Raw genomic sequence first — 18402 nt, forward strand, 5'->3', positions numbered from 1 at the left:
GTCGATTGCTGGTCACTCCGCTCGACGCACTCAGTGAAGACACTCCAGTGGAAGGACCAGATCGATGACACTCGTCTCCGAGGTGGACTCCGTGACGACCGGCAAGCGGCAATGGATCGCACTCGGCGTGCTGTGCCTGGCCACCCTGCTCGTTTCGCTGGACCTGTTCGTGATGCTGCTGGCGGTCCCAGCGGTGACCGAGGCGCTCGGTGCGACCAGCACGCAGCAGTTGTGGATCCTCGATGTCTACGGGTTCATGGTGGCCGGCCTGATGATCACCATGGGCAACCTGGGTGACCGGCTCGGCCGCCGGCGGCTGCTGCTGATCGCGGCCGCCGTGTTCGGTGTCGCCTCGATCGTGGCGGCGTACTCCGTGAACCCCGGCATGCTGATCGGCGCCCGCGCGGTGCTCGGCATCGCCGGTGCCGCCCTCACGCCGTGCTCGCTCTCGCTGATCTCGACCCTCTTCCCCGACGCGCGACAGCGCGCCACGGCCCTCGGCGTCTGGGCCGGTTGCTTCACCGTCGGCGCGATTGTCGGTCCGATCGTCGGCGGGGTCCTGCTGAACCACTTCTGGTGGGGATCGGCGTTCCTGATCGGCGTACCGGCGATGGTGGTGCTGCTGATCGTCGGGCCGATCCTGCTGCCGGAGTACCGCAACGAGCAGGCCGGGCGGATCGACGGACGGAGTGTGCTGCTGTCGCTGGCCGCGATCCTGCCTGCGATCCACGGTCTGAAGCACCTTGCGTCGCACGGTGCCGATGCGCAGGCCGTCGTCTCGCTCGTCGCCGGTGGAGTGTTCGGATGGGTCTTCGTACGGCGCCAGCAGCGGTTGGCCGAGCCGCTGGTCGACGTACGGCTGTTCACGCGTCGCACCTTCAGCGTGGTGCTGGGCAGCATGATGACGTACTCGATGCTGTCCGGCGGCGTGATGGTGTTCGTCGCGCAGTACTTCCAACTGGTGAAGGGACTGACGCCGTTGGAGGCCGGTCTCGCGTTGGTACCCGGCATGGTGACGTCGACGATCGGCTTCCAGTTGGCGCCGCGGCTGGCGCAGCGGATCCGTCCGGGCATCCTGATTCCCGCGGGTGTCGCGTTCACGGTTGCCGGGATGGTCGTGATGAGCGTGGCGACGTCGACGACCGTGCTGGTGGTCGCGTTCGCAGTGGAGGCGTTCGGGCCGGGCGCGCTGGTCATCCTGGGGACGAACCTGGTGATCGGTTCGGTGCCGCCGGAAAAGGCCGGGATGGCCGGTGGGCTGACTCAGACGAGCAACGAGTTCGGGTACTCGCTGGGCATCGCAGTCCTCGGCAGTGTGGTGACAGCGGCGTACCGGAGTCACATGGAGGGCCGCGGCGGCAACTCACTGGGGGAGGCGGTCACCAAGGGCCTGCCGGCCGACGTACTGGAGCAGGCTCGCCACGCCTTCACCAGCGGCCTGCACCTGGCCGCGGCGATCACCGCCCTGACCCTGGCCGGCATGGCGACCCTGCTTGCCGTCACCCTGCGGAAGCAGCCCACGCTGGACCACTGACTCGTGAACCCTCAGCCGTATCACGGAGCGTCGGTGATGCGGAAGTTGAGTTCTACGATCCATTTGGTTTTGCGAGGTTCGGTGCGGGGGTCGGTGCGGAATGCCTCGTACCTGCAGGCGAAGGCGTCGCCTTCGGCGGTGTCGCGGCGGTCGAAGGTGAGGTTCTGCGCGGCGGACCACTCGATCAGGGCGCGGTTCGCGCGGAGGGAGTGGTTGCGGTACGTCAGGGTCGCGTAGCGGCCGGCCGGGAGTACGGCCGGCCGCACGCGATCGTCCCCGGCCAGCGGGCCTGGCGTGACCACGCCCACCTCGAGATCCATCGGACCGCTCATGTCGATCACATGTAGGCGCAGGAAGAACGGGCCGCCGTCCTCGATGCTGTGACGGACAAGCCAGGCACTCAGCTCGCTGAGCAGCTCGTTCCGGACGCTCAACATGCCGCGGAAGGGCGTGACGACACGGATGCCGACATAGTCCTGCTCCGCCCGCTCGACAACGCGAGGCGGTTCGAGCAACTCCATCTGGCCCTCCCTCGGTCCGCGACCAGTATCAGGCCTGCCCCAGGGGCAGACTCAAACAGTCAACTCAGGAGCTCGACGTAGCCGTCGGTGCCGTGCACGCGGATGCGCTGGCCGTCGCGGATGAGGCGGGTGGCCTGGTTCACGCCCACGACAGCCGGCAGGCCGTACTCGCGGGCGATCACCGCGCCGTGCGTCATCGTGCCGCCGACCTCGGTCACCAGGCCCGTGATCCCGACGAACAGCGGCGACCAACTCGGGTCCGTGTACGCCGTGACCAGGATGTCGCCGGCGTCGAGATCGGCCTTCGCCATGTCGAGGATGACGCGGGCGCGGCCTTCGATGGTTCCGGCGGACACCGGCAGACCGACCAGCGCACCGTCTGGTACGTCGTCGCGCCGGTACGCCCCGGAGATGGCCTCACCGTCGGAAGTGAGCACGCGAGGTGGCGTCAGCGTCTCGTAGATCGCGAACGCGTCCTTGCGTTCCTGGATGAGCTGTCCGTCCAGGTGCTCGCTGCGCGCGAGGTCGTGGAACTCCTCGAACGTGAGGTAGAAGACGTCCTCCTTCTCCGGCAGCACCCCGGCCCGTACGAGACGCTCGGCCTCTCGCAGCAGGGCCTGCTTGTACACGAAGTACCGGCTGATGATGTTGTACTTCGGGTACTCGCGGTAGCCGATGAACGTCCGGACCCGGTCGATCATCCGCTGGGTCTCCTCGGCCTTCTGCTCCCCGTCGGGCAGGGAGCGCAGACGTTCCAGGAGTTCACGCTGCTTGTCCTCCGCCTGCTGCCGACCCTGCTCGAAGCGGCGTGCGGCGGCACCCGGCTCGAAGAGCTTCACGTTGTCGAGGATCAGCGGCACGAGTGTGGTGGGGCGTTCGCTCCACCGTGGCCTGGTGATGTCGATCTCGCCCGCGCAGCGCATGCCGTACCGGTCGAGGTAGGCCTCGATCGCGTCGCGCGCGGCGGTCCCGCCGTCGTACTTCGGCAGCTCCGCCAGGAAGTCGTCGCTCTCGACGCGCTGAAGGAACGCCACCACCTCCGGGTAGGGGCGGATCACGTCGGCGACGTCGAGCAGCGCCAGTCCCATCTCCGAGGTGATGTTGTTCGGGGCGGACAGCGTGAGGGTGTCGGCCGCGTTCTTCTCGCCCAGCCACTCCTGCAGCTTGTCGTTGAGCCACCAGGTGGCCTCCATGCCGGCCATGATCGCCTGCATGCTCAGCGGATCGGTGAGTACGCGCTTGTGCTCCTCGAAGGCCGTGAGCAGAGAGTCGAACAGCGCCGGTCCGGTCACCGTCGCGATGTCGCGTCGCAGGGCGGCGATGGAGGTCTCGCTGCGCCCGATCAATGCGGCGACGATCGCCGGATCGCTCTCGATCGGGGCCGGTGCCGCGCCAGGGCCTGCCGTGGTTCCGCCGCCCGCCGGCCCGCTGGGAGCGGCGTCGGGAAGGGTCGGGATGAAGTCGCCGCGGTCGAGCACGGTCTCCAGCGCATCCCGGACCAGCGGATCACCTCTGCCGACGAGATCCAGGAAAGCGGCGCGGCCGGCCGGCGAGGTCAGTCGAGGGGTGGCGTCGACGAAGAGCCTGCCGCCGGCCTCGAGCATCCGCGCCATCGCCGTCAGGTGCCACACCGAGAGACCCAGTGGCTTCATCGCGTCGGTCATCATCTGCTGGTGACCGACGGAGAGGAACACGTGGTTCGCCTCGTCGCCGGTCTCCGGGATCGGGAACAAGGTGGTGATCGGCCGGCTCTGGACGATCTGGAAACCGTCGTCGACCAGGCACCACTCGATGTCCTGCGGACGGCCGAAGTGTGCTTCGATCCGACGCCCGAGCTGCACGAGGCGTACGACCTGCTCGTCGGTCAGCGCCGGCTGCTGCTGGCGGTGCGGGTCGATCGCCTGGACCTGCGTCCCGCCGTCCGGCGCGGGCTGAACGGCCAGTTGCTTGGCGGCGATCGTCTTTTCGACGACTTCGCCGTCGCGCACTTTGTACACGTCCGGGTTCACCAGGCCGGACACCAAGGCCTCGCCGAGGCCGAAGCCGGCGTCGACGGCAGCGATCTTCCGGTTGCCGGTGACGGGATCGGCCGTGAAGAGGATGCCGGACGCCTGCGGGAAGACCATCTGCTGCACGACGACGGCCATGTGGATCTTGTGGTGGTCGAAGCCGTTCCGGAGGCGGTACGTCACGGCGCGCTCGGTGAACAGCGATGCCCAGCACCGGCGTACATGCTGCACGATCGCCTTTGCGCCGACGACGTTCAGGTAGGTGTCCTGCTGGCCTGCGAAGGACGCGGTCGGTAGGTCCTCTGCGGTCGCACTCGAGCGGACGGCGTACGGCGAATGCTCGCCGGCCCGGGTGAGCGCGCGGGTCACCTCCGCCGCCACCTCGTCGGGCACGGCGAACTCTTCGATCGTCTGCCGGATCTCCGCACTCAGCGCGCGAATCACCTCGAAGTTGTCCACGGCAACCAATGCCAGCTCGGCGAGTCGATCGTCGATCGACGGTGCCTGCGCGAGAAACCGCTCGAAGGCGGCCGTCGTCACGCAGAACCCGGCCGGCACGCGGATACCGTCGATGCGCGACAACTCACCGAGGTGCGCACCTTTGCCACCGGCAACCATCACCTGCGTCGCGTCGAGCGCCTGAAGATCCAGCACGTACTGCGGGTTCACCGGCTCACCTCCGAGCCGAGCCCCACCACAGGTCCGGCATCTTCGGGCGATCCCCAGGTCGACAACAACACTCGCATACAGTTCCCCATCTTTGTGCGGGTTCAGGTGTTCGGTCGGCCATCATGAAGCATCACCCCGCCCTTGCCGCAAGCCCACCAGTACGCTATAACCTGTAAATGCAAGGAGATCCCTCTCCTTGCTTTTTTGTTGCCCGCCGACCCACGGCTCACAGGGTTGGGCGGTCGGACGTTGTAGCGGTATGAAGCGAGTAGTGGATCTCAAAGTCCTGTACTTCGGTACGCCGGTGGTGCTGGTGAGTTCTCGTAATCCCGATGGGAGTACGAATCTCGGGCCGATGTCGTCGGCGTGGTGGCTGGATCGCAGTGCGATGCTCGGGATGAGCAGTAGCTCGCAGACGGTCAGGAATCTGGTCGAGCGACCCGAGTGCGTTCTCAATCTGGTCGAGCCCGCGATGGTCGCAGCGCTCGACCGGATCGCGTTGCTGACCGGGTCGGAGACGATGTCGGCGGCGAAACGAGGTCGCGGCTACCGGTACGAGCCCGACAAGTTCGCCGCCGGGGGACTGACCAGGGAGCCGGGTGGTGCTGTCGGGCTCGACGCGGTGGCGGAGAGTCCGATCACGCTGGAGGGCCGGATCGTGGCGATCCACGGCATCGGCGGCAGCGACTCGAATCTGCGGGCGCTGGAGATGGCGGTCGAGCGGGTCAATGTCCGGGAGGACCTGCTGCTGGAGCAGCACGAGAACCACATCGACCCGCTGCGCTGGGACCCGCTGATCATGAAGTTCACGGAGTACTTCGGCGGCGGTCGGCCGGCGTACCCGTCGTCACTGGCCCGCGGCTGGGACATGCCGCCGCTGCAGGTGCTCGCGGACTGAGCTCAGGGTTGGTGGCGGTGGCTGATCGGGCCTTTGGTGGTCAAGGCGGACAGTTCGGCGAGGACGGTGCGGCGTCGTAGTACCGGCGTTGCACCGGCGGTTGCGTGACTCATCCCGTCGACGATGTCTCGCAGTACGCCCAGTGCGTCGACAGTCGGTGACCAGCCGAGCTCGCGCGCTGCCCGGGAGCTGTCCAGGGCGGGCGCGGCGCAGCCCAGGTCGAGCCAGCCTGGCGACACCGGCTGCAGCCGCAGTTGCCAGGCGGCCGCCATTGCTGCACGGAGTACGCGGGCAGGCGTCGGGATCCAGCGCGCTCCAAGTGCTTCAGCGATCGTCGCTGCCGAGGCCGGCTCCGCCGCGGCCAGGTTGAACGCTCCGGCCGCCCGCCGGTCCAGGACGCGCACGATGGCGTCGGCGACGTCGTCGGCGTGCACCATCGCGATCGTCATCCCGTCGGGGAACGGCAGCACCGGTACGGCACCGATGGTCTTGGCCGGCACCAGGACGGGGACGCCGTACCGAAGTAGCGCGCTGCCGACCAGGCGCTGGCCGATGATGCCTGGGCGCAACCGCGTCAGCACAGGCGCATCGGCCGACCGCTCGAACGAGTCGAGCAGCTTCTCGGCGGCTGCTTTGTGGCGGCTGTACGACGACGTCGGTACGCCGTCGACCGGCCAGTCCTCCGTGACCGGAGCAGTGTCCCGCTTGGGTGAGTAGGCCCCCACCGAAGACATGTGTACGACGTGGCTGACCGCGGCCGCCGTACAAGCGTCGAGCACCCGTTCGGTCCCGCCGACACCCACAGCCTCCAGATAGTCGACCTGGTGGGACGGCTGGAACGCCCATGCCAGATGCACCACGGCGTCCGCGCCGCGAAACGCCTGCCGAAGGGCCGATCCGCTGTCCGGATCGGTCAGGTCGATCGAGATCCATCGGGGTCCGTCGATCGACGCGTAGTCGGGAATCCGCCGAGCCACCCCGACGACCTCGTGCTCACCGTCCGCGCGCAGCCGGCGGATCAAGGCACTGCCGACGTTGCCGCTGGCACCGGTGATCACAATTCGCATCGCCATCCAGCGCCAGTTCCCCGCGATCGACGGTTCAACGCGGTTTCCGGCGAGTTTCCGTGGGTACCCGCGTCGTGGGCGCGGCGTGGTGCGACAAGCCGCGAACAAGCTGGGCGAGCCGGTCGACGAACCGGCGCCGGTGATCGGACGGTAGCGGTCGGTACGGGGAGCGACCATCGCTGCCACACCTCGGGCGGCGCGCGGAGGTCGCAGCCTCGCTCCACCGAAGCAGCCGACGGGGAACGGCGCGGTCGCCCTCCGCAGCCGCTGGGCGGCGCGGACGCTCGACGCCCGCAACAGATGCCGGCAGGAGATGCGCGCGAGGGATGCCGGCAGGAGATGCGCGCGAGAGATGTCGGCAAAGAAGGCTCGAAGGGAGGCGGCGTGGAGGGACCGGATCGGCGCGTCTCGGTGGTGGTGATCACGTACAACAGGCGCGATGAGCTCGACGCGGCGCTTCAGCGGCTGGAGCGGCTGCCGGAACGGCCCTGTGTCGTCGTGGTCGACAACGGATCCGCGGACGGGACGGCCGACATGGTCCTCAGCCGGCACCCGCGGGTCAGGCTGGTCGGGCTGCAGCGCAACCTCGGAGCTGTCGGTCGCAACGTCGGGGTCGCGACGGTGGATACGCCTTATGTGGCGTTCTGTGACGACGACACGTACTACGACCCGGGCGCGCTCTCGTTGGCGGCGGACCTGCTGGACGAGCACCCGGCGCTGGCAGTGGTCACGGCGTCGATCCTGGTCGAGCCCGGCGGCGCTCTGGATCCGATCTGCAGCGAGATGGCACAGAGCCCGCTGAAGCGGCCCGCCGGCATCCCTGGCCATCCGTTGCTGAGCTTCCTGGCGGGGGTTTCCGTCGTACGGCGGGAGGCGTTCCTGGCGGCGGGTGGCTTCTCGGAACGCCTCTGGCTCGGTGGTGAAGAGGAACTGCTCGCCTCCGACCTCGCCCGGGCGGGCTGGTCGATGTCCTACGTGCCCGAGGTGGTCGCCCACCACCAGGCGTCGAAGCTTCGCGATCCCCACCTGCGCCGACAGCACGGAATCCGCAACACACTGTGGTTCACCTGGCTCCGCAGGCCGCTCCGCAGCGCGCTCCTGCGAACCGTCCGGCATCTGGCTCGCGTACCGCGCGACCGGATCAGCCTGTACGCCGTTGCCGAGGCGCTCCGGGGTCTGCCGTGGGTCATCCGCGAGCGCAACGTGGTGCCCGCCGAGGTCGAGCGGGGCTACCGGTTGCTCGATCACATGCAACTCACCAGCAAGGCACGCAAATACGTGTCGTGACGATGCTCGGAGAAAGGAGTGCCGATGGACGACGGCGAGGGCCTCGTGACTGTCGTGGTGGTGAGCCGCAACCGGAAGTCCGAGCTGTTGCAGACGCTCGGTCGCCATCCCGCACCGGTCATCCTGATCGACAACGGATCGACCGACGGGACCGCCGATGCGGTCGAGCGCGTCCATCCGGCCGTCCGGGTGGTCCGGCTGGGGAGCAACCATGGCGCCACGGCACGAAACCTGGGGGTCGCGCTCGCGACCACGCCGTACGTCGCGTTCGCCGACGACGACTCCTGGTGGGAACCCGGCGCCCTCGACACGGCCGCCCGCATCCTCGACAAGCAACCGGAGGTCGGCCTGCTGGCGGCCCGGATCCTGCTCGGTCCGGAGAACAGACCGGATCCGGTCTGCGACCTGATGGCGCATTCGCCCCTGCGGCCGGAGCCGGACGGGTACGCCAAACCGATTCTGGGCTTCGTCGCCTGTGCCGCGGTGGTCCGGCGGGATGCCTTCCTCGTCTCGCAGGGCTACGATCCCGTCGTCTTCTTCGGCGGGGAGGAAGAGCGGCTCGCACTCGACCTGGCGGCCGGTGGGTGGGAGCTGTGCTACGAGCCGGACCTCGTCGTCCACCACCATCCGTCCCCGTCGCGCGGCAAAGCCGGCGACCGCGACGTACTGATCATCAGAAATCGGTTGCTCACGGCAACGATGCGGCGACCCTGGCCGGTCGTCCTACGGCAGGCGCTGCGTGCGTCGCGCTGCGGCACCGCCGGGGTACGTGCCGTTCTGACCGCCGTACCGCGGCTCCCGGCCGCCTTGGCCGTCCGTCGCCCGATCCCGGCCGATCTCGAGCATCGACTCACCCTGCTGGAGACCTGGCAGTCCGCCGGCGCCTTCCAGCGCTGAGAGGCGATCCGGCGGAACGGACAGGTGAGCGGAACGGGCTGACCGTCATCGGGCGCGTTGGACTACGCGGCGCACACGGCGGACGAGGCGGTAAGTGCCGACGGCCGCCGCTAGCCAGGAACCGCCGACGATGACCAGGTCGAGCGGCTGGTGTACGAGGTCCGCGCGTTGCTGTCCTCGGCGGGAGCGCAACCCGTGATATTTGAACTCCGCGAGCATTCCCGTCTCGGCGATCGGGTTGGCCGGGTGGCGGGAGGCGAAGCTCCGGAGTGTGCCGGTGGTGGCATCGATCCGGTCGGCTGCCAGCAGCAGCAGCCAATGAGCCGCACGGCCTTCGCTGTAGCGGCGGTAGGCGAGTTTGCGGATCGCACCGGCGGGTCCGTGGGGCGGGCAGGACGTGCCGAACACCGGAGTGAGGAAGGCGTGCTCGTTCGACCGCTCCCGCGGCCAGTGCTCCGGTTGGCGCTCGGGGAAGTCCCAGACCGCGCCGTACGGGTGTGGATCCAGCCGCTCCATCGGTACTGCGGGGCGATGGCGCGGGTTCAGGTCCGCTCCCCAGCCGGGGATGCGGGCGCGGAGCTCGGCACTGCTCTCGGCCATCGGCGGCCGTTGCTGGGTGTAGGTCATGCGCGGGGCTCCGATCGGATCACGCGGCGGACGGGACGATGAGTGGTTTGATGCAGCCGTCGAGCTTGGCGGAGAACAGGTGGTACCCCTCGGCGATGTGTTCGAGCGGGATGCGATGGGTGACCAGGTCGCGGGGCTTGAGGTAGCCGTTGCGGACGTGCTCGAACAGCCGCGGCCACTGCCGTTTGACCGGGCACTGGTTCATTCGCAGCGTGAGGCCCTTGTTCATCGCGTCGCCGAACTTGACCGCACTGAACATCGGCCCGTAGGCGCCCATCACGGACACCGCGCCGCCCTTGCGGACCGAGTCGATCGCCCAGTTCAGCGCGATGGGGGAGCCGCCCTGCAGTTTCAGCTTCGCGGACGTGATGTGCTGCAGCAGGTTGCCGTCGGCCTCGGCGCCGACCGCGTCGATGGCGACGTCGGCGCCCAGGTGGTCGGTGAGCTTCTTCAGCAGGACGACGATGTCCGCGTGCTCGGTGAAGTTGTAGGTCTCCGCGTGGGCGAACGAGCGCGCCTTGGCCAGCCGGTAGTCCAGGTGATCGATGACGATGACGCGGCCGGCGCCCATCAGCCAGGCCGACGCCGCGGCCGACAGGCCGACCGGCCCCGCGCCGAAGACGACCACCACGTCGCCCTCGACGATGTCGCCCAGCTGGGCGCCGAAGTAGCCGGTGGCCACCGCGTCGGTGAGCAGCACGGCGTCCTCGTCGTCCATCCACTCGGGGATCAGCTCAGGGCCGACATCGGCGAAGGGCACGCGGACGTACTCCGCCTGGCCGCCGTCGTAACCCCCGCAGGTGTGGGAGTAGCCGTAGATGCCGCCGACCGCGGTCGCGTTCGGATTGACGTTGTGGCAGTTCGCGTACAGGCCGCGGGCACAGAAGTAGCAGGTGCCGCAGAAGATGTTGAACGGCACCATCACCCGGTCACCTGCCTGGAGGGTGCGCACCGACGGGCCGACCTCGTCCACCACCCCGATGAACTCGTGCCCGAACGTCATCCCGACCCGGGTGTCGGGCATCATCCCGTGGTACAGGTGCAGGTCCGAGCCGCAGATGGCGGCCCTGGTCACCTTGACGATCGCGTCGTTCGGATGCTCGAGCACCGGCCGCGGCTTGTCCTCGACCCGGATCCGGTAAGGCCCTCGATAGACCATCGCGCGCATCGCCCACTCCCTTCGGGAAAAGGCCTAGGTGCCCACCCCGCGCCCAGCGAAACGGCACCGCTGCCACGTTCTTGTCACTGCACGGGTTTCGTGGACCGCAGCGGGGGAACCGACGCCGTGCCCCGGCCTTCGTGGGCGGACCGAGCCGGCTAGGAGGGTGGCATGCCTGGTGTGCGGAAGGTGGATGCAGCTGGTTTCTGGGACAACGGCTGGACGATCGTTCGGGGGGTCTACACCGCCGAGGACGTGAAGAGATTGCGCGACGCGGCGTACTGGTCCCGGAAGCACTTCGGTGGTGACCTGCTGGCCAATCCGCGGCTGCGCGAGGTACTCACGGACGGGAACTTCGTCCAGATCGCCCGCCGGATCCTGGGCGACGACAAGATCGTGTACTGCGGCGACAGCGCCTTCACGGTGAACGGTGTGCAGCGCGGATTCCACAAGGACAACGCGGACCGGGTCGATCCGCAGGCACCGGACTGGAACGGGCGCTACACGATTCTGCGGTTCGGCGTCTATCTGCAGGATCACTACCGTCATACCGGCGGATTGAACCTGCGGCACCAGTCGCACAACACTCCGGACCTGAGCGTCGGTAAGAATGTCTATGTGCGGACCCGGCCGGGCGACGTCGCCGTCTGGAGTTTGCGGACGACCCACAGTGGCAACGCCACGTTGCTCAGATTCCCCAAGTCCTATGCGCCTTTGCCGCATCAGCACGACAAGTTCCCCAGCTGGCTGGTCGCACCCAGGGATGGCGACCGGATCGCCTTGTTCGCGGCACTCGGTCTCGACGACGCGCACATGAGCCGATATGTCGACTACCTCAAAACACGCAAATACATGTGCGACATCTGGCGTCGCAGCCGGTACGACGAATCCGCTGTGTCCGCTGCCGAACAAGCGGGCCTGATCGTGCGAAATGTCCCGGCGGAAATCGAGAACGACGCGAACGCGGGCCGGAACGTCGACTACGTCGCTCTTCCGTACTGATGAGCCGAGAACCGACTGCCGGCCGGGAGTGGTTCTTGCTCTAGGGTCAGGACTGTCTGATGTGAAGGCAGTTGGGGGGAGCGGGCATGGCGAGTCCGCTGGTGGGGACCAAGTTGTACGTGCCTCAGGCACGGCAGGTCGTCGTGGCGCGGCCGCGGCTGGACGAGCGGCTGGGTGGAAGCGCGAAGCCGCGGCTGACGCTGATCTCCGGGCCGGCAGGGTTCGGCAAGACGACTCTGCTGGCGGCATGGGCAAGGGGCGCGGCAGCAGCGGGCCGCCGGATCGCGTGGGTGTCGCTGGAGGACACCGAGCAGGAGCCCGCGGCTTTCTGGACCTACGTCGTCGCTGCGCTCGACAACGCGGCGCCGGGCGTCGGCCTCGGCGTACTGCCCCTCCTGCGAGCTCCGCAGCCACAGCTGAAGTCGATCCTCGCCACTTTGCTCAACGAGCTCGCGGCCCTGGCCGACGGCGTCGACCTGGTCCTGGACGACTATCACCTCGCCGACAGTCCACAGATCGCCACCGACGTCGCCTTCCTGCTCGAACACCTTCCTCCGCACGTGCATCTGGTGATCAGCACCCGCGCCGACCCTGCGCTGCCGCTAGCCCGGCTGCGAGCGCGAGGTGAGCTGGTGGAGATCCGCGCGGCCGACCTGCGCTTCACGGTGGACGAGATCACGGCGTACCTGAACGGTGTCTTCGGCCTTGACCTCGACCCCGCCGAGATCGCCACGCTGGAAGGCCGGACCGAGGGCTGGATCGCGGCGCTGCAGTTGGCTGCCCTGTCACTGCAGGGCCGCGCCGACGCCGCCGGGTTCATCGCGGGTTTCGCGGGGGACGACCGGTACGTCGTCGACTATCTCGTCGAGGAGGTGCTGAGCCGCCAGCCGGACGCCGTACGAACCTTCCTCCTGAAGACCTCGATCCTCGACCGGCTCACCGGTTCCCTCTGCGACGCCGTCATCGGCGGCAACGACGGCAAGGCCGTGCTCGAATCGCTGGAGCGCTCGAACCTGTTCGTCGTCCGTCTCGACGACAGCCGCCACTGGTATCGCTACCACCACCTGTTCGCCGATGTCCTGCGAGTGCACCTGGCCGAGGAGCGACCGGACGAGATCGCCGGCCTCCACCAAAGCGCCGCCCAGTGGTACGGCGCGACCGGCGAGCCGGTGCCCGCCGTCCGGCACGCACTGGCAGCCGGGGACATCGAGCAGGCAGCCGACCTCGTGGAGCGCTCGGCCATCGAACTGCTGCGGCAGCGGCAAGAGGCGACGGTCCGAGGCTGGCTGGACGACATCCCGTACGACGTGGTGCGCCGCCGTCCCGTTCTCGCGCTGGGTCTCATCGGCGCACTGATGTCGAGAGGCGACTTCGAGACCGTCGAGGACCGCCTGGACGATCTCGAACGACTACTGGCCGCTCCGCCGGCGGACCTGGTGGTGCTCGAAGAGAGCGAGTTGGCGCGGGTGCCAGGCGCGATGGAGACGTATCGGGCAGCCCTCGCGCTGGTCGCGAACAACCCGGCCGGCACCGTTGCCCACGCCGACCTGGCGATCGCCAAAGCCGCGCCCGGCGACGATCTCACCGTCGCGGCCGCCTCGGCACTCGCAGGCCTTGCCTCGTGGGGAAGCGGCGATCTCGAAGCGGCTCACCGCGGCTACTCGGTGGCCGTGAAAGGCCTGGAACGAGCCGGGAACATCGCCGACGTCCTCGGCTGCTCGATCACCTTGGGCGACCTCCGGATCACCCAAGGCCGGCTCGGTGACGCCCTGCGCACCTATCAGGACGCGCTCCGCCTCGCCGCCGCCCACGAGGTCGACGGGCCGCTGCGGGGAACGGCCGACATGCTCGTCGGTTTGAGCCAGATCGCCTTCGAGCACAACGATCTCGCGGCCTCGGCGGGGTACCTGAAACGCGTCGACGCGCTGGGAGAGCGCCTCGGTCTGCCCCAGTTCCCGTACCGATGGCGGGTCGCGCGCGCCCGGCTACGGATGGCCGAGGGAGACCTGTCCGGGGCAGTGGCCCTGCTCGACGAGGCTGAGCAGGTGTACGTCGGTGACTACTCGCCGAACGTGCAACCCATCGCGGCCCAGCGTGCGCGAGTGTTTCTGGCGCAAGGCCACATCGACGAGGCTCTCCACTGGGCCCAGCACCTCGACCCGGATGACGAGTTGGCCTACGTCCGCGAGTACGAACACCTCACCCTCGCCCGGATCCTGCTGCACCAGCAGTCCACCGCCCGTACTGCGTACGGCCTACTCGATCGCCTCCGGATCGCCGCCGAGCAGGGAGGACGATTCGGCACACTGATCGAGATCCTCACTGTGCAAGCGCTCGCGCACCAGGCGACGGCACCGCTGGAGCAGGCACTCCGATTGGCCGAACCGGAAGACTACGTTCGCGTCTTCATCGGCGAGGGGCGACCAATGGCGACCCTCCTGGAAGCTCTGATCCGGCAGCACCCGTCGTGGGCCTACCCGCAACGCCTGCGCGCGGCGCTCGACCCTGGGCACCGACCTGTCGGCCAGGGCCTCACCGGCCAGTTGAGCGAGCGCGAGTACGACGTACTCCGGCTGCTGGCCACCGACCTCGACGGGCCCGAGATCTCGCACCGGCTCTACATCTCACTCAACACTTTCCGGACGCACACGAAGAACATCTACGCCAAGCTCGGCGTCAACAACCGGCGTACGGCGATCACGAAGGCCACCGAGCTCGGGCTGCTCTGACAACGGATCACCACCCGGCTCACCAGATGATGTGATCCGCCCTCACCACCTCGGCTCCTAGCGTGCAGGACATGGACACCGCAGGCAGCACGCCGGAGGGATCCGGCTGGTACGAGATCCGCATTCAGGGTCGCCTCGACTCCCGATGGTCGGCCCGCTTCGCAGGCATGACCTTGACCACCGGCGACGGCTACACCCTGCTCGCCGGTCCCATCGTCGACCAGGCAGCCCTGCACGGACTGCTGCATCAACTCCGCGACCTCGGCCTGCCGCTGGTCTCGGTCCGCCAGGTCCACACCGACGACGTCCCGCACGCACCTCATCACCGCGACACCACAGGAGCCTGACATGACCATCACCGCACCGGCCGTCACCACTACCACCGCCGTACGACGTGATCCCACCCGCAACAACGCCCGTGCCGCGGGCATCTTCTACCTGCTCACCTTCGCCTCGTCGATCCCGGCACTCATCCTGCTCGGACCGGTGCTGAACGACGCCGCCTACGTCACCGGCGCGGGCCATGACACCCGCATCCTGTGGGGCTGCCTGCTCGACTGCGTGAACGGCCTGACCGCGGTCGGTTCCGCGGTCGCGGTGTACGCGGTGGTGAAACGGCAGAACGGATCGATGGCCCTCGGCTTCGTGACGTCGCGCCTGGTCGAGGCGGCCGTGGTCATGATCGGCGTGGTCAACCTGCTCGCGGTGGTCACGATGCGCCAGCACCCCGCCGGTGCCGACCCCGCCTCTTTGACGGTGACGGCCAACGCCCTCGTCGACGTCCGGAACTGGACGTTCCTGTTCGGCCCCGGCCTGATGCCGGTCTTCAACGCCCTGCTGTTCGGCACCCTGCTCTACAAGTCCCGCCTGGTTCCCCGGATCATCCCGGCTGTCGGTCTGATCGGCGCACCCCTGCTGTTCGCCGCTTTCATCGCCGCTCTCTTCGGCGCCACCGACCAGGTCTCGGCCTCCTCCTTGTTCCTGACCCTGCCGATCGCCGCCTGGGAATTCACCATCGGCCTCTGGATGACCTTCAAGGGCTTCCGCCCGCAGGCAGTCGCAGCTCTCGGGATCCGCAACGACGGCTGAAATCTGGTGCCGACCGCACCGATCGAACCACAAGGTGGCCCCGCTCCCGCGGGGCCGCCTTTGTCTTGTGCAGTGTGTGATTCAGGTCGGCAGAGTGCCGCGGATGATGCTGTCGTGGGAGTGTTCGGGGTTGCCGTCGTCGGGCTCCAGCGAGATGTCGACGATCCGGTAACCCTGCCCGGTGGCGTCCGCCGGGATCTGGTAGGTGCCGACGGTGCCGGGGGACAGGACACCGAGCGAGACCATCCTCTTGCCGTCCTGGTTGATCAGCCATACCTCGTAGAACCCGCGGGGGGCCGGCAGACCTGAGGCGGTGACGCGGAGCTCGGCGCCGGTTCCGATCCGGACCAGGTCCGCGGTGCCGTCGCCGGACTTGCCTTCGAGTGGCTCGAGCTTGATCGCGGCCTGCGTCGTCGCGACGTCCTTCGAGTTGTCGATCAGCCGGGTGCCCAGTACGCCGGCCCCGAGACCGAGGATCGCCGCGATGCTCGCCGCGAGCACCAGCGCGCGTCGGTTGGTCCGTACTACGACTGCGCTCGGCTGCTGAGCGAGAGGTTCCGCAGTACGCGTGGCGCCGTCCTCGTGGCCGAGCTCCGCTGCGATGCGTTCCCACACCTCTGGCGGCGGAACTTCGAGGTGAGGGAGGTCGTGGCTGAGGTCGGCAAGGTGGCGGAGCTCGTCCAACCTGCCCCGGCAGTCCGCGCATGTGGTCAGGTGGCCGGTCGCTTCCGGGCTCGGTTCGAGGTCGTCCAGCGCCCATTGCGCCAGCGTCTCGTCGTCAAGATGCGTCACCGGTCACCTCCTTCAGTCGGGTTCGCAGGTAGAGCAGACCTCGCCGTACGTGGCTCTTCACCGTTCCCAACGGTAGATCGAGCTGCTCCGCGATCTGCGAGTACGTCTGGTCTTCGTAGAAGGCGAGCTTGAGGATCGTCCTGCGCGGGTCGTCCAACCGGTCCAGCTCGTCGGCCAGGACGACGCGGTCCACCAGCCGGTCCTCGTCGCCGCTCGAGACGGCCGCCGCGGGGATGACCGCCTCGACGTTGCGTCGATGCCGCGTCCGGGCGGCGTGATGGTCGGCGATCCGGTGCCGGGCCACACCGACCAGCCAGGAGCCGAGCGTCCCGGTCTCCGGGTCGAAGCCGGCCCGGCCCCGCCAGGCCGAGACGAACACCTGCTGGGTGATCTCCTCGGCGTCGCCGCGATCGTTCACCGACCGCAGCGCCAGGGTGTACACCAGACCCGACCACCGGCGATAGGCCTCCGCCAGGCTCTCCTCACGGCCGTCCGCGAAACCTTTCGCGATATCGGCCGCCGAGGGATCACCCGCGTCGGTGGTGCTCACAGGGCGCACTGTAGTCGGCCGCCGCGTGGGCAGATCAAGAGGACGCAACAGCGGTAACCACCAGATTGTCTCGGTATCCGCCGGCGTCGGCGTCATACGGTCCTCCGCACGTCACGATCCGCAGGCGGCGTGATCCCTCGCGGTCGAACAGGTCGTCGACGGCCAGCTTCTGTTTGGGGATGTCCTTGACCGTGGTCACCCGATAGCCGGCGACGGTCCCGTCGGTCATCGTGATCTCGATCAGGTCGCCGGGGCGGACCTTGCGCAGCCTCGCCAGTGGACCGACACCGAACTCGCGGCTGTCCAGGTGGCCGCCCAGGACGACGGAGCCGGCCCGATCGGCCGGACCAGGGCCGAACCGGTACCAGCCGATGGTGCTGGGGTCGGCAGGCAGGGCCATCTGGCCGTCGGCACCGACGCCGACCGATTTCACCGGCATGGTGAGTGCCGCCCCGGCCACCACCAGCCGGATCGGCACTGGCGACGGAGCCGCGACTGTCGGCAGGTCCGCGGCGTGGGTCCCCAGCGAACTCGGTGGTGCTGGTGGTGTTGCGGATCGCGGACCGGTCGGTCGGCTGACAGAGGTGGACGGCCGGTCGCCGGGGACTTCCGGGTCGCCGCAGGCGGTGAGGCCTGCCAACGCAGTACAGGTGAGTGCGGCCACCACGAGGGTGGCCGCACCGCGACGAGAAAGCGTCACGACCGGACGCGTGCCCGGACAACCGTCGTCCCGACGACCGCCAGGCCGAACACGGCCAGCAGGGCGACCAGGCCCAGGGCCGGCGAGCCGTTGTCGAGCTGCGCCGCTTGACCTCCCGTACCGCCGGGGATGCCGCTCGGGTTGTGGTGGAGGCCGGAGATGGTCTGGACGGCGAGCTTCAGGTTCTTGTCCGCCGCGCTGCCCCACGCGTAGACGATCGTGTTGGTGCCTTCCTTGAGATTCACGTCGGCGGGGCCGATCGCGACGGTCGACGTGCCGGCCAGGACGACGTCGGCGCTGACCGTGCCGGCGGGAAGGTCGGCCTTGGCCTCCTTGGGGTTGGTCAGGCTCTTGAACGCGGGCTTTCCACCCGCGCGGACGTCGACCGCCGGGGCGGCCGCGTCGTGGCGGACCGTCAGCCGGGCCTTGCCTGCGGCGAGCTTCGACACGTCGTTCACGTAGGGAGTCAGGACCGGTTTGCCGGCCGCGTCGAGGTGCGCGACGACGGTCACGTTGGCGCCGCCCGGGACCGTGACGTCATCGGCCTGGATGACGGCCTTTCCTTTCGCGCCGGCACCCGCGGCGGTGACCTTCAGGTCGTAGCTGCCGGCGGGCAGCTTGAGCGGGTCGGTCAGCGTCCCCGGTTTGAAGTTCGTCAACAGGGCCTTGCCGTTGGCGTACACGTCGACGGTGGCACCGGGAACCGCGTGCAGGACGGAGACGGTGGCGTCGGCCGTCGGCGCCGCCTGTGCGGTCGCGGCTACGCCTGCCGGCAGCCCGGCGAGCAGCAGCCCGGCAGCAGTCAGTGCGGTGATTCGGCGAAGAGACATGAAACCCTCCAAGAGATGGTCACTTGCCTCTACTTCCGCCCG

17 protein-coding genes are annotated in these 18402 nt (G+C 68.5%); 8 read left to right on the forward strand and 9 right to left on the reverse strand.

Going from position 1 to position 18402, the window contains the following annotated elements; all coding sequences use genetic code 11:
- The first annotated feature begins 64 nt into the window (after positions 1 to 64).
- A complete protein-coding gene (locus tag EV138_RS28655; protein WP_133982520.1) occupies positions 65 to 1534 on the forward strand; it encodes an MFS transporter in 1470 nt (489 codons plus the stop codon).
- Between the two features lie 20 nt (positions 1535 to 1554).
- Here EV138_RS28655 and EV138_RS28660 read toward each other — a convergent pair whose 3' ends face one another.
- Both EV138_RS28660 and rph read right to left on the reverse strand, forming a co-directional pair.
- Positions 1555 to 2055, reverse strand: coding sequence for a GyrI-like domain-containing protein (locus tag EV138_RS28660; RefSeq protein ID WP_133982522.1), 501 nt, complete (start codon positions 2053 to 2055; stop codon positions 1555 to 1557).
- 59 nt (positions 2056 to 2114) lie between these two features.
- Positions 2115 to 4733: a rifamycin-inactivating phosphotransferase gene (gene rph / locus EV138_RS28665; RefSeq protein ID WP_133982524.1), complete on the reverse strand. Its 2619-nt coding sequence runs from the start codon at positions 4731 to 4733 to the stop codon at positions 2115 to 2117.
- Positions 4734 to 4992: 259 nt separating this feature from the next.
- On the opposite strand from rph, the gene EV138_RS28670 reads away from it, so the two are divergent.
- Positions 4993 to 5631 carry a flavin reductase family protein gene (locus EV138_RS28670; protein ID WP_133982526.1) on the forward strand — a complete coding sequence of 213 codons (639 nt, stop codon included), beginning with the start codon at positions 4993 to 4995 and terminating at the stop codon, positions 5629 to 5631.
- Positions 5632 to 5633: 2 nt separating this feature from the next.
- Here the strand turns inward: EV138_RS28670 and EV138_RS28675 are convergent, their stop codons facing one another.
- Entirely contained in the window at positions 5634 to 6704 is a 1071-nt protein-coding gene (locus tag EV138_RS28675; protein WP_238158484.1) for an NAD-dependent epimerase/dehydratase family protein, read from the reverse strand.
- Between the two features lie 378 nt (positions 6705 to 7082).
- Here EV138_RS28675 and EV138_RS28680 point away from each other — a divergent pair, with 378 nt between their 5' ends.
- Both EV138_RS28680 and EV138_RS28685 read left to right on the forward strand, forming a co-directional pair.
- Positions 7083 to 7985, forward strand: coding sequence for a glycosyltransferase family 2 protein (locus tag EV138_RS28680; RefSeq protein ID WP_202866986.1), 903 nt, complete (start codon positions 7083 to 7085; stop codon positions 7983 to 7985).
- A gap of 24 nt (positions 7986 to 8009) precedes the next feature.
- Positions 8010 to 8882 (forward strand): glycosyltransferase family 2 protein, encoded by an 873-nt coding sequence (locus EV138_RS28685; protein ID WP_133982530.1) that lies wholly within the window; start codon positions 8010 to 8012, stop codon positions 8880 to 8882.
- 45 nt (positions 8883 to 8927) lie between these two features.
- On the opposite strand, the gene EV138_RS28690 is transcribed toward EV138_RS28685, so the two are convergent.
- Together EV138_RS28690 and EV138_RS28695 are read right to left on the reverse strand one after the other, a co-directional pair.
- A complete protein-coding gene (locus EV138_RS28690; protein ID WP_133982532.1) occupies positions 8928 to 9509 on the reverse strand; it encodes a hypothetical protein in 582 nt (193 codons plus the stop codon).
- Positions 9510 to 9528: 19 nt separating this feature from the next.
- Positions 9529 to 10677: a zinc-dependent alcohol dehydrogenase gene (locus tag EV138_RS28695; RefSeq protein WP_133982534.1), complete on the reverse strand. Its 1149-nt coding sequence runs from the start codon at positions 10675 to 10677 to the stop codon at positions 9529 to 9531.
- A 162-nt stretch (positions 10678 to 10839) separates the two neighbouring features.
- On the opposite strand from EV138_RS28695, the gene EV138_RS28700 reads away from it, so the two are divergent.
- The 4 genes from EV138_RS28700 to EV138_RS28715 all read left to right on the forward strand — a co-directional run bounded on the left by EV138_RS28700 (position 10840) and on the right by EV138_RS28715 (position 15488).
- Positions 10840 to 11670, forward strand: coding sequence for a phytanoyl-CoA dioxygenase family protein (locus EV138_RS28700; protein WP_133982536.1), 831 nt, complete (start codon positions 10840 to 10842; stop codon positions 11668 to 11670).
- Between the two features lie 86 nt (positions 11671 to 11756).
- Positions 11757 to 14399, forward strand: coding sequence for a winged helix-turn-helix domain-containing protein (locus tag EV138_RS28705; protein ID WP_133982538.1), 2643 nt, complete (start codon positions 11757 to 11759; stop codon positions 14397 to 14399).
- A gap of 71 nt (positions 14400 to 14470) precedes the next feature.
- A complete protein-coding gene (locus tag EV138_RS28710; RefSeq protein ID WP_133982540.1) occupies positions 14471 to 14746 on the forward strand; it encodes a DUF8691 family protein in 276 nt (91 codons plus the stop codon).
- Position 14747: 1 nt separating this feature from the next.
- Positions 14748 to 15488: a DUF4386 domain-containing protein gene (locus EV138_RS28715; protein WP_133982542.1), complete on the forward strand. Its 741-nt coding sequence runs from the start codon at positions 14748 to 14750 to the stop codon at positions 15486 to 15488.
- Between the two features lie 81 nt (positions 15489 to 15569).
- Here EV138_RS28715 and EV138_RS28720 read toward each other — a convergent pair whose 3' ends face one another.
- The 4 genes from EV138_RS28720 to EV138_RS28735 are packed head-to-tail and all read right to left on the reverse strand — an operon-like array spanning position 15570 to position 18360.
- A complete protein-coding gene (locus tag EV138_RS28720; protein WP_133982544.1) occupies positions 15570 to 16280 on the reverse strand; it encodes an anti-sigma factor in 711 nt (236 codons plus the stop codon).
- A complete protein-coding gene (locus EV138_RS28725; protein ID WP_238158485.1) occupies positions 16267 to 16830 on the reverse strand; it encodes an RNA polymerase sigma factor in 564 nt (187 codons plus the stop codon). The genes EV138_RS28720 and EV138_RS28725 overlap by 14 nt, the downstream gene beginning before the upstream one ends.
- 34 nt (positions 16831 to 16864) lie before the next feature.
- Positions 16865 to 17530 carry a class F sortase gene (locus tag EV138_RS28730; RefSeq protein ID WP_133982546.1) on the reverse strand — a complete coding sequence of 222 codons (666 nt, stop codon included), beginning with the start codon at positions 17528 to 17530 and terminating at the stop codon, positions 16865 to 16867.
- The gene (locus EV138_RS28735) at positions 17527 to 18360 is read right to left on the reverse strand and encodes a DUF4397 domain-containing protein (protein ID WP_133982548.1); all 834 of its coding nucleotides are present in this window, start codon (positions 18358 to 18360) and stop codon (positions 17527 to 17529) included. Before EV138_RS28735 ends, EV138_RS28730 begins: the two co-directional genes overlap by 4 nt.
- Between the last annotated feature and the right edge of the window lie 42 nt (positions 18361 to 18402).

It is taken from the genome of Kribbella voronezhensis (assembly GCF_004365175.1).
GTDB classification, from domain to species: Bacteria; Actinomycetota; Actinomycetes; order Propionibacteriales; family Kribbellaceae; genus Kribbella; species Kribbella voronezhensis.

Bases quoted from the DNA above. Each gene is read 5' to 3' on its own strand.
- EV138_RS28655 (WP_133982520.1), top strand. From the start codon at position 65: ATGACACTCGTCTCCGAGGTGGACTCCGTGACGACCGGCAAGCGGCAA.
- EV138_RS28660 (WP_133982522.1), bottom strand. From the start codon at position 2,055: ATGGAGTTGCTCGAACCGCCTCGCGTTGTCGAGCGGGCGGAGCAGGAC.
- EV138_RS28670 (WP_133982526.1), top strand. From the start codon at position 4,993: ATGAAGCGAGTAGTGGATCTCAAAGTCCTGTACTTCGGTACGCCGGTG.
- EV138_RS28675 (WP_238158484.1), bottom strand. From the start codon at position 6,704: ATGGCGATGCGAATTGTGATCACCGGTGCCAGCGGCAACGTCGGCAGT.
- EV138_RS28685 (WP_133982530.1), top strand. From the start codon at position 8,010: ATGGACGACGGCGAGGGCCTCGTGACTGTCGTGGTGGTGAGCCGCAAC.
- EV138_RS28690 (WP_133982532.1), bottom strand. From the start codon at position 9,509: ATGACCTACACCCAGCAACGGCCGCCGATGGCCGAGAGCAGTGCCGAG.
- EV138_RS28695 (WP_133982534.1), bottom strand. From the start codon at position 10,677: ATGCGCGCGATGGTCTATCGAGGGCCTTACCGGATCCGGGTCGAGGAC.
- EV138_RS28700 (WP_133982536.1), top strand. From the start codon at position 10,840: ATGCCTGGTGTGCGGAAGGTGGATGCAGCTGGTTTCTGGGACAACGGC.
- EV138_RS28705 (WP_133982538.1), top strand. From the start codon at position 11,757: ATGGCGAGTCCGCTGGTGGGGACCAAGTTGTACGTGCCTCAGGCACGG.
- EV138_RS28710 (WP_133982540.1), top strand. From the start codon at position 14,471: ATGGACACCGCAGGCAGCACGCCGGAGGGATCCGGCTGGTACGAGATC.
- EV138_RS28715 (WP_133982542.1), top strand. From the start codon at position 14,748: ATGACCATCACCGCACCGGCCGTCACCACTACCACCGCCGTACGACGT.
- EV138_RS28735 (WP_133982548.1), bottom strand. From the start codon at position 18,360: ATGTCTCTTCGCCGAATCACCGCACTGACTGCTGCCGGGCTGCTGCTC.